The sequence below is a fragment of the Leptothoe sp. LEGE 181152 genome (genome assembly GCF_032906605.1).
GTDB classification, from domain to species: domain Bacteria; phylum Cyanobacteriota; class Cyanobacteriia; order Phormidesmidales; family Phormidesmidaceae; genus Leptothoe; species Leptothoe turfae.
This window is the reverse complement of the sequence record NZ_JASATU010000017.1, coordinates 461,893-476,808: the sequence shown is the minus strand read 5'-3', so window position 1 is coordinate 476,808 and position 14,916 is coordinate 461,893. Positions and strand designations below refer to the sequence as shown.

The 14,916-nt window shown below is 49.6% G+C and carries 13 protein-coding genes; 5 read left to right on the top strand and 8 right to left on the bottom strand.

Features of this window, described 5'->3' with window-relative positions:
* Positions 1 to 118 precede the first annotated feature (118 nt).
* The 5 genes from hpsL to hpsP all read left to right on the top strand — a co-directional run bounded on the left by hpsL (position 119) and on the right by hpsP (position 6,498).
* Positions 119 to 1,801, top strand: a complete 1,683-nt coding sequence (gene hpsL, locus QGP82_RS10295) for a hormogonium polysaccharide biosynthesis protein HpsL (RefSeq protein ID WP_163702384.1) — start codon at positions 119 to 121, stop codon at positions 1,799 to 1,801.
* Positions 1,802 to 1,821: 20 nt separating this feature from the next.
* Positions 1,822 to 2,850, top strand: a complete 1,029-nt coding sequence (hpsN, locus tag QGP82_RS10290) for a hormogonium polysaccharide biosynthesis glycosyltransferase HpsN (protein ID WP_163660265.1) — start codon at positions 1,822 to 1,824, stop codon at positions 2,848 to 2,850.
* 33 nt (positions 2,851 to 2,883) lie between these two features.
* Positions 2,884 to 4,050, top strand: coding sequence for a hormogonium polysaccharide biosynthesis glycosyltransferase HpsO (gene hpsO, locus QGP82_RS10285; protein WP_499058857.1), 1,167 nt, complete (start codon positions 2,884 to 2,886; stop codon positions 4,048 to 4,050).
* A gap of 190 nt (positions 4,051 to 4,240) precedes the next feature.
* A complete protein-coding gene (locus tag QGP82_RS10280; RefSeq protein ID WP_499058855.1) occupies positions 4,241 to 5,278 on the top strand; it encodes a hypothetical protein in 1,038 nt (345 codons plus the stop codon).
* 26 nt (positions 5,279 to 5,304) lie between these two features.
* Complete coding sequence (hpsP, locus tag QGP82_RS10275; protein ID WP_499058853.1) at positions 5,305 to 6,498, top strand: hormogonium polysaccharide biosynthesis glycosyltransferase HpsP; 1,194 nt, start codon at positions 5,305 to 5,307, stop codon at positions 6,496 to 6,498.
* Between the two features lie 24 nt (positions 6,499 to 6,522).
* On the opposite strand, the gene QGP82_RS10270 is transcribed toward hpsP, so the two are convergent.
* From QGP82_RS10270 to QGP82_RS10235, 8 genes are all read right to left on the bottom strand, one after another.
* Positions 6,523 to 7,086 carry a hypothetical protein gene (locus tag QGP82_RS10270; RefSeq protein ID WP_499058851.1) on the bottom strand — a complete coding sequence of 188 codons (564 nt, stop codon included), beginning with the start codon at positions 7,084 to 7,086 and terminating at the stop codon, positions 6,523 to 6,525.
* A gap of 9 nt (positions 7,087 to 7,095) precedes the next feature.
* Positions 7,096 to 7,359 (bottom strand): hypothetical protein, encoded by a 264-nt coding sequence (locus QGP82_RS10265; RefSeq protein ID WP_499058850.1) that lies wholly within the window; start codon positions 7,357 to 7,359, stop codon positions 7,096 to 7,098.
* 85 nt (positions 7,360 to 7,444) lie between these two features.
* On the bottom strand, positions 7,445 to 8,923 hold the full coding sequence (locus QGP82_RS10260; protein WP_499058848.1) for a hypothetical protein: 1,479 nt from the start codon (positions 8,921 to 8,923) through the stop codon (positions 7,445 to 7,447).
* A 49-nt stretch (positions 8,924 to 8,972) separates the two neighbouring features.
* Positions 8,973 to 9,506: a hypothetical protein gene (locus QGP82_RS10255; RefSeq protein ID WP_499058847.1), complete on the bottom strand. Its 534-nt coding sequence runs from the start codon at positions 9,504 to 9,506 to the stop codon at positions 8,973 to 8,975.
* A 38-nt stretch (positions 9,507 to 9,544) separates the two neighbouring features.
* Positions 9,545 to 11,266: a hypothetical protein gene (locus QGP82_RS10250; RefSeq protein WP_499058845.1), complete on the bottom strand. Its 1,722-nt coding sequence runs from the start codon at positions 11,264 to 11,266 to the stop codon at positions 9,545 to 9,547.
* Between the two features lie 9 nt (positions 11,267 to 11,275).
* Positions 11,276 to 13,786, bottom strand: a complete 2,511-nt coding sequence (locus QGP82_RS10245) for a baseplate J/gp47 family protein (protein WP_499058842.1) — start codon at positions 13,784 to 13,786, stop codon at positions 11,276 to 11,278.
* Between the two features lie 4 nt (positions 13,787 to 13,790).
* The gene (locus QGP82_RS10240; RefSeq protein ID WP_499058840.1) at positions 13,791 to 14,234 is read right to left on the bottom strand and encodes a GPW/gp25 family protein; all 444 of its coding nucleotides are present in this window, start codon (positions 14,232 to 14,234) and stop codon (positions 13,791 to 13,793) included.
* A gap of 23 nt (positions 14,235 to 14,257) precedes the next feature.
* A complete protein-coding gene (locus QGP82_RS10235; RefSeq protein ID WP_163660245.1) occupies positions 14,258 to 14,914 on the bottom strand; it encodes a polymer-forming cytoskeletal protein in 657 nt (218 codons plus the stop codon).
* Positions 14,915 to 14,916: the final 2 nt, after the last annotated feature.

Below are 14,916 nucleotides of genomic sequence, written 5' to 3'. Positions count from 1 at the left end.
TGTTACCTTGAAGACAGTGGGGTCACACCCGCCATCAGTGGGGTCGCCCACCATCGGTGGGGTCGTCCACCATCGGTGGGGTCGTCCATCATATCTATTGCCCTTCTTCTAATCGTCCATGGTTGCCAAGAAACTTAAGAAGCGCTCCAAAAAACGTTCTCGCTCGGCTGCGCCAGAGCAAACGGCAGAACCCACCCTCACTCGCAAGGAGCAACGGGCAAAAGAGAGGGAAGTGGCAAAGGCTCGTTCTCAGCTGATTCAGTTTACGGTGCTGGCCTGTGTCGCATCGGGTTTAGTGGGTCTTTTGCTGGGCGTCATGGTGGAGCCCACCTTAGGCATAGCCGCCACAGCCAGTTTGCTATGTCTCAGTTTGTCCTTTAAGTATCAGCGATACGCCCTCTACGCATTTATCATCTATATCCCCTTTTCAGGGACGGTGACCTACATGCTAGGGGGCAATTCCTTATTACAGCTTGCCAAGGATGCTTTTTACGTACCTGCCTTGATTGGTGTGATTCAGATGTGCCGTAGAAAGCGTCAGAAGATTTTATTGCCGGAGGCATTACAACTGCCGTTGGTGCTGGTACTGGCGATTGTCATCCTCAATATTTTGCTGATTAATCTACCTCAGCAGCTCCAGGCACCTGGGGATGAAATGCCTCTGATGATGGGCATCCTGGGTCTGAAAATTTTGCTGGGATACCTACCTGTTATCACCTGCATTTACTATTTGATACGCACGTCGGAAGATCTATACTTTTTGCTACGGATCCAGGCCGTGTTAGTGCTCGTGTCCTGTGCTCTCGGGTTTGTTCAGTACCTGATGCTCAAAACCGGTGTTTGTGCTGGCACAGAGGGGATTGGAGCCCAAGGCGTAGACCTGTTTAAGGCGTCTTTGCGGTCCCGCTGCTTTGTGGGAGGCTCCCTGTTGTACAGCCCATCCCAAGGTCAGATTCGATTGCCGGGTACTTTTGTGGCCCCCTGGCAATGGGGTTGGTTTTTAATTTCCAGTGCATTTTTTAGCTTTGGTACGGCCTTTAATGATCGCTCTCCCTTCTGGCGATTAATCGGCATCATTTCCCTGATCACCGTATTCGTTATGTCGGTGATCTCTGGCCAGCGGATTGCCTTATTTTTGGTTCCCATTGTCGTTGGGGTGTTGAGTGTCCTAACGGGGCAGGTGGCTAACCTTAAACGCTTTGTGCCGATTGGTGTGATCCTGGGGCTGATTTTAGTGGGGCTGACGATTCGTAACCCAGAGTTAATGCAGGAACGTATCGATAGCTTTGAGGATCGATGGAATGCCTCTCCACCCCATGAATTTGTGATGCAGCAGTTTGCTGAGGTCATGGAGGCCCAAGAAGGCATCTTAGGTAACGGCGTAGCTAGGGCTACCAACGGGGCACGTTTGTTTGGCAAAGTACGTCTGGTGGAAACGTATCATCCTAAACTGCTCTATGAGCTGGGGCCTCTAGGGTTGTTGTTTGTGGTGATGCTCTATACGGCTCTGACCATTGCTACGTTTAAGGCTTATCGGAAAACAAGGGATAAGAACCTGCGGGGATATGCTGCCTCCATGTGGGTGTTTGTGCTCTTTATTAGCTTCTTTCCCTACTACTATCCTTTGGATGTGGACCCGGTATCGGTTTATTACTGGCTGGCAGCCGGGATCGCCTTGAAGATTCCTACCCTGGATAAGCAGGAGCGGGAATTGGCCAATCCCAGGAAGAAGAAGCGGTTGCGATCGCAGAAAAAAACAGCCCTAAAATCAGCTGACGTCGAGGAACCCCAACCCGTTTAAGACGATTCCTTCAAATAACTATGGATACGGATCTATTTATTTCAGTTGTCATTCCCACCTACGGCAGAGAAGCCGTTCTCTGTAGCACTATTGAAAATGTATTAGAGCAAACCTATCCAGCCTTTGAGGTGATTATTGTTGACCAGACCCAGACCCATGAGTCAGCAACAACAGCATTCCTCAATGCCATAAAAACAGATCCTAAAGTAACGCTGTATACCGTTGATTGGGCCAGTTTACCAGCTGCGCGAAACTATGCGATTGAGCGTTGTCATGGGGATATCATTCTGTTTTTAGATGATGATGTGGAATTGCCCCCAGGCTTTTTAGCAGCCCATGGGCAAAACTATAAAACCCGGTCTGACATCGGTGCCGTGGCCGGGCGTGTGTTTGATCGCATGAAGTTGGCAGAATCCAATGCCGCCAAGCAGATTGAAACCCTGCCGCCGGAGGCCATGGATCCCGGTATTGCCTGGTACTACATTGATTTAGTCCATACCGTGAACCCGCAGCAGGTATTGACAGCACGGGGATGTAACATGTCCTTTCGACGAGACGTGTTTGCAAACCACGGATTACGGTTTGATGAGCGTTTCCAGGGCAGTGCCGTGCGGGAAGAGTCGGATTTTTGCCTGCGTTTTCGACGCACACAGCTAAAGATTTGGTACGACCCAGAGGCCAATTTGATCCATTTGGGAGAAGAGACCGGTGGCTGCCACGATATCAGCACCCGCTCCCTTAAATACCAGCTGACCTTTTATCACAACCATTTTTTAATGGCATTAAAAAACCTGACACCATGGCAGTTGCTGCGACTGTCGGGACGTTTATTTGACTGCCATGTTCTGGGCAATCCCCCCTGTAATAAGAGCGGGTCGCCCATTAAAATTGTCACCCGGTTTGGTTTTTACACCCTAGGTTTTATCCAGGCTTGCTGGACCTTAGCAACCACCTTTAACAGTAAGGGACGGTTGTTTAGCCTACCGGCCCAGACTATGCCCCAGCCCACCCACCCCAACAATACCTCCACCAGGGTCGTTACTGGCTAATACTGGAGTACGGCAGACATCATCATCCAACCCATGAAAGTTTTAGTTGCCAGCCACAGCTACATTGTTGACCTAAACTGCGAGAAACTGCGGGAATTAGCCCACATGGGCCATGAGGTCACGGTAGTGGTACCAAAACGTTGGAATCCGGGAGGAGTACAAAATCGCATTGTTGAACCTGAACCGCGTCAAGAAGGCTCATTTCGCATAGTCCCCATCGCCAACTTTAGCCAGAACAATCAAGGTCTGCTGAGTTTTGGCTGGGGCATTGTTGACCTCCTGAAAACATTTAAGCCTGACATTATTCAAGTGGAGCAGGGGTCCAAATCTTTGGGCTATGCAGAATTGATCACCTTAAATCGTCTCCTGGGGGGTAACGCCAAAACTCTCTTTTTCACCTGGTGGAATCTGCCCTATGAGGTGAAATTTCCCCTCTCTCTGCTAGAGGGCTATAACCTGCGGCACACCGATGGCCTGGTGGTGGGCAACCAGGACGGAGCCAATATCTTAAAAGACCATGGCTACCATGGTCCGGTGCGGGTAATGCCGCAATTGGGGGTGGATGAAGGACTGTTTTGTCCGAAAGAACAGCCACAGCTACGACAAACGTTAGCGATTCCTGACCATGACTTTATCGTCGGATTTGTCGGTCGCTTTGTCCCTGAAAAGGGCCTTGTTACCCTATTCAAAGCATTAGAGACCCTAGTTAATTTATCCTGGACCCTGGTGTTACTGGGGCGTGGTCCCTTAAAGGAAGCGTTACAGAATCAAGCACAAGCCCTTGGCATTGCTGAGCGCATCCGTTGGATTGAAAGCGTCCCCCACGATCAGGTGCCCGACTATATAAACCTGATGGATACGCTGGTGCTACCTTCAGAAACCACCTATGAGTTCAAAACCCTGACCTCCGTGGGGTGGAAAGAGCAGTTTGGCCATGTATTAATCGAAGCCATGGCCTGTCAGGTGCCGGTGATCGGCTCTGATTCTGGAGAAATCCCCTATGTCATTGATGACAGTGGCTTAGTTTTTCCAGAAGGTGACCCCATGGCCTTGGCCGATCGACTAAGTCAGCTTATGCAACACCCTGAACAGCAGCAGGCCCTTGGGAAAAAGGGCTACGACAGAGCCATGACACACTATACAAATAAGGCCCTAGCAACAGAGCTACTGGCATTTTATGAAGCGCTACTAACAGCTTAGTAACGCCTTTTCAGACATGATCAATGTGCCTCCACTCCTTACTCACCATTTCCCCAACATCATCGTCAAGTTGCCACTTTAAGAAGCTTCATAATATATATTCCCAGCAAATCTTGTTGATGTTCCGATTAAAAGCAGGGTGAAGTTATCTAAACTAAGCCTATTCAACGAAATATATTGATGACAACCAGTGGTCATAACATCAGAACGTGTCAGTAATTCCTTAATCTGTCGGCTTACAGTCTTGGGCAGTGTTGCCTTTGTGATCTCCTCCTGTACTGGCGGCAGTGGCGGTGGCAGTTCAGCTACCCCCGTCTCCATCTCCGAACCTGATCAACTGGTTCTAGAAGTTCAACCCATTCAAGTGTGTGATGACGATGGTATCGTTTGCGCCCAGGTTGAGCTGTTTGAAGCCATTGCCGATAAAATTTGGGGTCAGGCCGGTATAGATATTGCGTTTCTGCCATTAAATCAGCTGAACGACAGCACCTATCTGACCACAGATGAAGATGAATTTATCGATCTGTCCTTCTCTGGCGATGCTGGGGATTTTGGGCGGCATCCCGACTCAACACGAACCGATGGCCCCATCAATCTTTGGTTTGTAGATGTGATCGAAACAACTACGGGTTTGGTGCAATTTGGTAATGCCTGGATCGGGTTAAACGGTGTGTTGGTCAGCGATGACATTTTGGACTTCAACAATGGGGCCGGACGCATTGATGTGATTGCCCACGAATTAGGCCACAATCTGGGGTTGAGGCATTCCACCTTTGGCGCAGGGGAGGCTGATAATGTGATGAGTAGTGGCGCTGTACGTACCGTCCCTGAATCGATTGACGATATTTTTCCAGACGGCGATAGGTTATCACGCTTAACCCCAGAGCAAATCGAACGGGCTCGGGAAAGCGACTTTTTGACTGAAGCAGAGCCGGATGACAACAGTCTACCGATTACGGAAGCAGATGCCATCCCTTTGCTATTGGCAGATGCGCTATCGGCGGATGAAGGTAGTCTGCCAATACCGGACGTATCTGCCATGCCTATGGCATTGGCAGATAGTCCAATTGCAACCATGGCTGGGAAACGGAGCCTGGCTCCTCAGCTATTAGCCTCCACCCAGGCTGTGGCAGCCGTTCCCGAACACTCACCGTCACCGTTGACCTGGCTATTGTTATTGCCTTTGGGTTATCGGGTTTATAGTCGAGTCAGTCGAAGCAAACGTTAGTCCTTTCGTTAGTCCTTTCTAAATTTATGGCCAGGGCATTAAACATTTTGCAAATTGTGCCTTCCATCTCGTTGGTATACGGCGGCCCCAGCCAGATGGTGCGGGGATTAAGTAGTGCCTTGGCCCGACAGGATGCCAATGTGACCGTACTGACAACAGATTCTAATGGCGATGAAGGCCAGGCTCCTTTAGATGTGCCTCTGAATCAACCTGTCGAGACAGACGGCTATCGCACCGTTTACTTTCGGTGCGCGCCGTTTCGGCGCTATAAGTTTTCTCTACCGCTACTGCAGTGGTTAAACCGCCATGGGGCCGAGTATGACATTGCCCATATCCATGCCCTATTTTCTCCGGTGACCAGTGCGGCGGCCACGGTGGCACGATGGCAACAACTGCCCTACATTTTGCGGCCCTTGGGCACCCTTGATCCGGCAGATTTAGCCAAGAAAAAACAGTTTAAGCAGCTCTATGCAGCGGTGTTGGAGCGACCTAATATTCAAGGCGCAGCGGCGCTCCATTTCACCAGTCAACAGGAGGCTACTGTATCAGAACGCTTTGGGGTAACAACGCGAGATATTGTACTGCCCTTAGGAGTGACCACCCCCAAGGCAGTCAGTGCGGATGCTGGAGATATTCGACAGCGCTATGACATTGCAGAGGGTGTGCCCATCGTCTTGTTTATGTCGCGAATTGATCCTAAAAAAGGGCTGAATTTATTACTGCCTGCCCTAGAATCGCTGCGTCAGTCAGGTAGTCAGTTTCACTTTATGCTCTGTGGTGGTAACCCCCAAGACCAGGGCTATGTAGAGACCATCAGTCAGCGGATAACTCATTCCGTACTCAATGATTGCACTACGATTACAGGGTTTGTCTCTGGTGAACTGAAGACCCAAATTTTGCAAGCGGCGGATTTGTTTGTTCTACCGTCCTACTATGAAAACTTTGGCATTGCCGTGGCGGAGGCCATGGTGGCAGGCAAACCAGTGGTAATTTCAGACCAGGTCCACATTTGGCAAGACATTAAAAACAGTCAAAGTGGCTGGGTTATGAACTGCGATCAGACTGCTCTGACCCAAACTCTACATGATGCTCTTGCCGATTCTGGAGAACTCCGTCGGCGAGGAGACAATGGCCGTATGTTTGCCCGGGAGAATTATGGGTGGGATGCGATCGCATCCCGTATGCTCACTATATACAATCAGCTTCTGAAGATAAACTGAATAGTTGAAGTGAACCCGTATCTTTTATTTTGTAGAGATATTAATGGTTTGGATAATGTCTTGTGAGTCTGGCATGGATCTGGACATGCTCAGGTGGCCGATCGCAGTGAAGTTCAGCTGTAAGCCTAAGACATTTGAGGCATAGGTGGGAATGCCAGCATGAAATTGAAATTGCCTAAGGTGATGACAGGTTGAAATTTGATTGGTTTGATAGTTGGCTTGGATGTCCGTGGTGTTGTAACGCTTGATTAAGCTGTCGTGGTTGGTAAGTAAACCGCCGATGACCAGGGAAGCTCGCTTTTCGAGATCACTTGGAGTTTTGTCGTAAAGTTCAATTACAAAGTCTTGCTGGAATTCTTGGGTAATGGTTAATGGAGCTGGAGGGTCAGGCTGTGTTGAAGAATGAGATAGTTGCTGTAGGGGGTGATCAACCTGGAGTTTGCTGAGGTAAAGGGTGAGATAAGGTAAGGTAATGCTAGTTGGGTCAGTAATCGGAGTTACTCCCCAATGATTATCATCTTCAGGAATCTCTTTTTTTAGGTCGAGTTTTAGGGCGTCGGTGATGGCCTGTAGGAGATGGTGGATCACAGGAGTAGCCTAGGGGGTTTCTGCTATGGAGGGGATTGCCTTATCTAAATTAGTGGAGGAAAGTGGGTGGCCGTTGTTGTCGGTTGCAGAATCATTGGGTTGGGTTTCATCTGCCTTGGCAAGTTCTTCTTCAATGACTTGAATGGCACCACTGATGCGTAATAGTGTTTCGCGAACGTTATTCTGTTTTGCTTCTAGATCAGCAAGAACTTTTTGACCTGACTCAAGTTCGGTTTTGAGTTGTTGGAGACGTTGTTGAAGTTGTTGTTTCATATTAGTGAAATTTATTTTTTATTGAGCAAATTATTCCAGGATATTTCTCAGTATTGTTGATTTAAGCCCTCAGTTGAGCTTTTCACTATGGAGCTATAACCTTGCTCGGATGCCGCCATTGGTGGGTTACTCTAATTTTATTATCTATGTCAACCCATCCTATCCAATAGAGATCTTGCCATCCAGGAAGATTTGCAATGGCTCTTGTCATTGTACCCACTGACTGATTAGCTAATTTGTCTTTGAAATACTTTAAAATAGGATGGCCAGGGGTGCCCCATTGATCGCTGCCACTACAGTCGATAACATTTAACTTCTCAAACATAGAACCGATTATATGTAATGGAGCTGCTGGTTCAGTTGTTCCGATGCCAACGCTACCCTGAACTAAAAGATTACCAGTGCCCCCCCATTCTTTGCCAATCGTGACACCTTTTTTGTTCAGCAGGTATAGGATCTCTTCTCCAGATATATGCAATCGTCCTGGGCACGTAATGGTTCCTTTATCGCTAACTGTTAAAGTGCCATTACTTTTGAGAGATAGAACAGTTTTATGAGTGTTGAAGCTGTTGTCAGTTAACTTAATATCTAGCTGAGTCCGAGAATCTGTACCTACATTTTCGTATCGCCCCAGGGATAGAGAGACTTTATTGCCATAGGCCTGGCCACCTACACCTTCCCTAACGAGATGTAAAATATCGCGGATACCGTTGGGATTATTGCCACCATTGTGGTTCGGGTCAAAGATGGTTAAGGCGGCCTCACCAAACGTACTAAAGCCACCGTCATGCGCTATTTTTTGATTGATGGTTAGTTTTGATAAAGGCGCTGTATTGTAAATGCCAACGTTACCGTTGTCTTTGGCAATGAACAATGCAGTTTTCCCTGCAGAATCGTGATGGTGGCGCAAGAAGTTTAAGCCATGGATTATTTCCCGTTCGTCATTTTCAATCGTAAAACCATTGTTGTCATCATAAATTTTGAGTTTAATGCCAGCTCTATATTTATGCCCACCTGCAGTACTGATTTTAATATGGTTATCTGATTGACTAAAATCGCCAATTTGGAGCTTTTCAGTAGGAGCTGTTGTGTTAATACCAACATTGCCTGCTGTTACACCAGTAGCCTCATCAGTTTTACCGATGATGGTTAACCTAGCACCAACGCTGCCTGGTGCATCAAAATGAATGGTCCCTGGAGCGACGCTTAAAACGGTATCATCCTGATAATCTATGTGTCCTCCTAAGCGAGATGTGCCACTGACATCCAGGCCTTGACCTGTCGTGTCTTTGGTGGCAATTTTGGCACTGCCATTGATTTCAAGGGTTATATTGCCAGTGACTGCTAGCTTTGTATCGGCATTTTGAGGATCCGCAACAATATTGACGCTATTAGCCAGTGTTAGCGCCCCTCTAATGGTGAGTGGTCCTTCCAGGGTGTCGGCTCCCTGACGATTAACTTTGGCTGATTCTAGCCGCACTACTTCTTCCATCGCGGCATTCCAATCGGCAGCTTTTATCAGACCACCAGGTTTCTGTTCTTCAGGAGCAAAGGGGCCGGTCATAAAAGGGAACCTCCAAACATCTAAAACCTTATAAAATCAAGATGAGATACTAAAAAATGATTTCCCAAACCAGGGTGAGTTTAAAGTCTTTAGTTTTACTAATATTTGGAAAAACAACTCGGTTATACATAATGCCTGCGTTGGGGTCTCCGGCGTTAAATAGACCGGCTTCTCTGAGTTCGTAGGGTTTGCCTCCATTGTCAGACGGGTTGGGCTCTTCGAAGTCGAGATCAGCGCTAAGAACAATGCGACGGCTTTTTTGCTCTTTTTCTCCAGACTCCGTTGGTACAACCATTTGAATATCGGTTAAATCTTTGGCTAAATTGAGTCCTTTTAGTTCTTTACGAAACACTTCTTTGGCTAACTTTGTATCCGTGTCTGGATTGACTGGCTCACCGCCTGTGCCAACAGCAATGTAGCGAATAGGGTCAATGGCTTGTTGGGCAAACAGTTTGGCAACTAAATCACGACCAGAATAGACAATCGCATTGTTGGTGGCAGTGGTATCGATCGGCTGCCCGCTGGCATCGTATCGGTGGATGGTTAAACGGCCTCTCATGTCCAGTGCGTCAGCAATTTTCATAGTGAACCTGTCCTATGTGAACCTCGGTAAATAGCAACCTAAGCAAAGCGATTCCCGGAATTAAACTCGGTATAGTCAAAGACACCCGAGAGATGAAGCTGATCGGTTAAGTCATGGTGAATACCCTCGGGATAGGGTTGGAGCTGACTGCCGATGTCGAAGTTGGCTTCTTTGATTGGGTGCTGTTCTGTAAATGGCGATCGCACCACCGTCAGCCAGTCGATAAGAGCATGGTACTCTGTAAAACGCTTGCTATAAGCAATCACAGATAGCACCCCTGCTGCTTTCACCTGATCAATAATGGCAGGAATCTGGCGACGAGGATGGTCTTCTAACTCACCAAATTTATCGGTAAAACCAGGAATATCCCAAGGCACCTGGACTCGAAACGAACCAGGAATTTTGCGAATGACCTCAACGGTAAGATGGATGCCATAGTTGCTTACCTGTTGATGGGTGAGGGGGACGGGCTCATTGATGGGAACATCAAACCGCGATAAGTCAAACAGAGTTTGGTCAAACCTACCTGCGGGTTCACCCACCCTGGCTTCGATCCGCCAGTGGGATTGTCCCGTGGGCAATAGTGGAGGACTCTCTTGGGCCGGGATTTCTATCCCATTTAAAAATAAGCGCCCATCGGCCAGGACCTGTAATACATCTTCATTTACCCTGAGGGTGCCCTGGTACTCAAAAAAATCTTGGGTGTCTATATTGATAAACCGTAGATGAGTCAGGGGCTGTAATACAACTGCATTGGCCTGGTTATCTGCCCTGCGCACGTCTTGAATTTGGAGGCGTAGACTGGGTGCCGTTGGAATAACATTGGGGTTATTGATCTCGAACTGCTGTGGTAAGGACAGGTCTACCGTCTCAGTTGACGATGGAGCCAGCGCAAAGGGATGAATTTCAAAATGATCGCGGATCAAGTCTGGCAGATATTCTTCGATTTGAATCTGGGCCTTTGCCGCCTGGGATGCGGAATCATTACCAAAGATACCTAAGTTGGCTGCCACAATGTCTCGAATACCGGCTTTTGTCGCTGCGCCCTGCCGCAAGACTTTGATTAAGGCTTTGAGGCGATCCCGATAGGGAGCATAGCTTTTTTCAATCTCATTGGGGAACGCGGTTTCGATCAGCGCTCGATTAAGAATTTCTAAGGGCAGCCCATGGGTGGGAGCCTGCTGTAGCAGTTGTTGGATAGCAGGCGTCAGAATTGCGGTGGGGAACTGCTCCTGATTTTTGCGGTATAAGCCCGTGTCTTTTAGACAGAGGTTGAGGCCATCGGCCAGGGCATTGCGGACGCCCCTGGTTTGTGAGGCCGTGCGGGTTTGAGGATCTATCGCGATAAATAGACTTACAGCCTGTTGCGTTTCACGGGGAAGACAACGCCACAGATATCGGGCAAAGCCGGTGTGGCCAGTGTGGAGTTTTTGGGAGAATTCGGGCAGTTGTTTGATGGCACCGGGATAAAATTGGGGATTTACCTGAATCAGCTGCGGTGTACCGCCCAGACGTTCTAAATAGAGAGAGAGTATGTTATCCAAATCGCCCAGTAGGTGACTGCTAAATCCTTCAGAGCCCTGGTTGTCTGCGGTATCGACAAAGTGCGATCGCATCACCCGCAACAGATCTGTATCGGCCTGTTCCAAAATCTCGCCAAACACCGTCAACACATCTGGCAACAGCCCCTCGGTTCCGTCCGCCTGGTAAAAGGAAGGGAAACGACTGAGAAGACTGAGGGTTTTTCCGGTGGGGGGCATGGGGATGACTTATGGATTAGACAGCGGCCAGTCGATGGTGACGGTAATGGCCTCAGCCGTTAAGGGCTGGAGAACGGCACGTTCGGTGAGACGAATCAGGATGTCACCGCCGGGTGGGAATAGGCCCAGGATGGCGAGGGTATAGTTGGAGCCTTGTAGTAGGGCTTTGGTTTGTTCGGCTAACTCAGCGGCATCTGGCGCATCTGGTGCGGTCTGAATATCGGCGCGATCAAGGCTATTAATGTGGGTGCCGATGGCGTTGAATATGTCTGTTTTAAACGAGTCATAGGCACGAGATTGGGCTGGTTCAAATTTAGTGAGCTGAGGGACAAAGTCGGGTAAGTGAGTTTTGAGGGTTTGCTGAATGGCGGTCTCTAGGGCGGCTTGATTGTCGAAGGGGGTGCCCGTGATGTTGAAGTGCAGGGTGAGATTCGTAATACTGATGGGAATGGTTTGGATGTCGGTTGCGATCGCAAACTCCGTAGCCAATCGGGGTCGTTCAAACTGATCAACCCGAATCTCATTACCATCCAGGCGATCTGCCTGCAGCGTTCGCATCTCTCCCGTAGACCGCCACACTTGCACATCATCCTGTCGCCAGTTAACTCCTAGCACACCCTTCACCTCGCTAGCCAGGTTTGCCAATTGGCCCATGTCCACATTTTGCTCGGGTTGGAGTCCGGTCAGATAAGCGCTCAGCTGTTGTTCCACTTCAGCCTGGATTGCCCGCTTGTCTGCGACCGTTGCCTTAGGGGCAACCGTTAGCTTCAGGGCACCGGAGATGTCTAGATCATGTTCATAGATAAAGGCAAGACCCAGCTCAGCTTGTTCGACTAAACTGACCGGGATGGCGTTGCTGGTGTTGTTATCGGCCATATCGGCCCAAAATTGAGGAACCAGCTCAACGGTGGCCTCAAAATTTTGGTCGGGAGCCACCGCCTCAAGCTGCTGGATCAAACGCTGTCGCTGGATCGCCTGGGCCGGTCGCAATCGATTAAAAAAGGTTTGCAGAACATCCTCAATGCTGCGATGCAGCTCATCGCTGAGCCCCGTTGCCTGTATATAAACCTGTACTACCAGCGGTTTAATTTCTGTAGCCACCCGCAGGTGGCGGGGTTCAAACTTTTCATGGATGTCGGCCTCTAGTCGCTTGGTGGCGGCATCATGGGTTTGTTCTGGGGACGCTGCCAGGGTTGTGGTCAGGCTAAAATCCACCAGGTCATTGACAGCTGCCGGGGACAACAGGGTTTGCGTAAGTTGTGACATCAACAGCGGTTGCCCCATGCTTTGTTGCTGCAAATGCTCGGTTAGATCGGCCTGGAGCTGCTGCTCCAGGGTCTGGCGTTCTTCGGTTGACCAACGTCGCCCTGGGGTGAGTTCAACGAGAAATACGCCGTCTAATTGGATCGCCTGGGCAGGCTTGGGCAAGACATAGATGCCAGCGGCGCGGGAGCGGTCGATGGCGGTTTCTAGGGCCTGTACCTGGGTGGGGTTAGTAAAATCGACACCATCCACAAACACTTCGATCAGGCCAAAATCTTTTAAGACAATGGCATTGTCATTGCGAATGGTGACAACGACACCGCCATCCAACTCCAGCGGTTGCCACGGTGCCGCTGCGTCTACTTGCCCAGCTTCTCCACGCACAACGGCTTCTACGTCGACCTTTTGGGATGACTCTGGATCAGGATTGGGGCTTAGCCTGACCAGGGTGCGAGTTTTAAACCGGTTTCCTCCTGGGTCTAAAACCAGCTCGGTGCCCCTGGGGATTGTGATTTCTGTTGTGGTTTCTGTTGTAGTTTCTGGATCAGGGGTCAGGGTTACCTGGCCACGGGCAAAGTGAAAATTCTCTCGCACCTGCACTTCTTTCACACCGGGCAGGTTAAAGATGGCATTTTCGACGGTGGTGACATTGGCCCCGCTGGTGGCTAGTAGCGCGGTTTTGGCCCGTGCTCGCAGGTCGTCATCGGTTTCTCGGTGTTTGCCAGTAAATCGAATCGGTTGTTCATTGGTAACGGTTTTGATCCCCGATAGGGGTTGGGGCATGACTTCAATGGTGTTGGCCGCTGTCGCTTCACTGTCCCCCGGTGCGATCGCTTGCACCCTCACCTGTACCTGGTTGTCGGTTGGACCTAGCTGTTTGGTTTCCACCGTTTGATATGACTTTTTAACCGTGTCGGCGTCTTCGCTGGTGGTCACCACAAACCCCAGGGGAATTTCTAAGGTTTCATCAATGCCCAGATCCCGCTCAAAGGTGACCAGCCCGGTGGCAAAATCTGGTTCTCCGCGCTGGATGCCCAATACGGCCACCACCCGCTCTAAATGAATACCGGTGGCGGTTTCGACAAATCCCGACAGATATACCTGATGCATTTGCTCATACAGCAGCGCCATTTCGTAGGCGAAGGTTTCGTAGAGGGTGCGGGCAACACTGCCGGTTTCAAAGTCAGAAATGCTCGCTGGGGTGCGATCGCGCATTTCCGTAAACAACTGAGAAAAACTTTTTGGTTCAAATGCCATGGCGTTAGCCCCCCAACCCCAATGCCAGGTCCAGTGTCAGCGGCTCATCGTCATCGATGGGGCGGACGATTACGGTAACGCCTAAAATATCTCGCGCCCCCCCCCGGGATGGAGGCGCAAATACAACATTAACCACTTCTGAAATGCGAGATTCTTGGGCCAGACAGTCCCGAATATACATTTCTGTCAGCAGCTGGGTGCGACGGTTGTTGGGTTCTCCGACCAGTTCATGTAGGCGAGAACCATAGGTGCTATGCCCCAAAGATTTCAGCTCACCCTGGCGGGTATGGAGACGATTTAGCAGGGCCTGGGCCAGATTGTTGCGTCCGCTGACGGCAGCAATATCTTGCTGTTCCACCGTCAGGTCAACCCCCGCCCGAGCCGCTACCGGCTGACCCATCTGACGGCGGGTGAGTTTGAGATCAATTTTATTCAGCCCCTCTGCCATTGACTCTCTCCTAAACACCCACGTTATGCTTGACTTTTTACCTTTAAAACAATCTGATCGATGAGCGTCTGGGGCAGGTTCACCGTTGCCTTAGACAGGTCCAGACGACCTGTAACGGTGACGTTGCCATTGACCGTAACATGACCATTGACGGTTAAATGGTTACCGACAGTTAAGTTCTTGTCTACCACTAGATTGTTGTTTGTGGTGACGTTGCCATTGATCGTGACCTGGTTTTGGGGCGGCACAGACAGGGCGATATTGCCATTCTCTGCAATTTCAATACGAGTTTTGTGGCGCTGTAGCACAATATGGTTAGGCCGCACGTCTAACGAGGTTTTAGCATCTGGCCGTAGCCGGATGCCATTTTGTTGATCAACCACTAACTGGTTGCCGTTATTGGTTTCTAGTCGAATGCCCTCATCCTGATGCAATGAGACTACGGCATGGCCTGATTTATCACCCTTATGGGGGCACTGGCTGTCGGTGCCTTCGCACCAGTTTCCCTCTTGCTCATCTAGGGGCTTTTCCACCCGGCTGGGCATATCGTAAGGACAGATAAAAATCTTTAGGTAAAGCGGTTGTTCAAAATCAGGGTTTTCCGTTGGCTTGGGGCCTTCAATCTGGCCGGTATTCACATCAAACTTATAATCGCTATTGGCCCCTTTAATGCGCACCATCC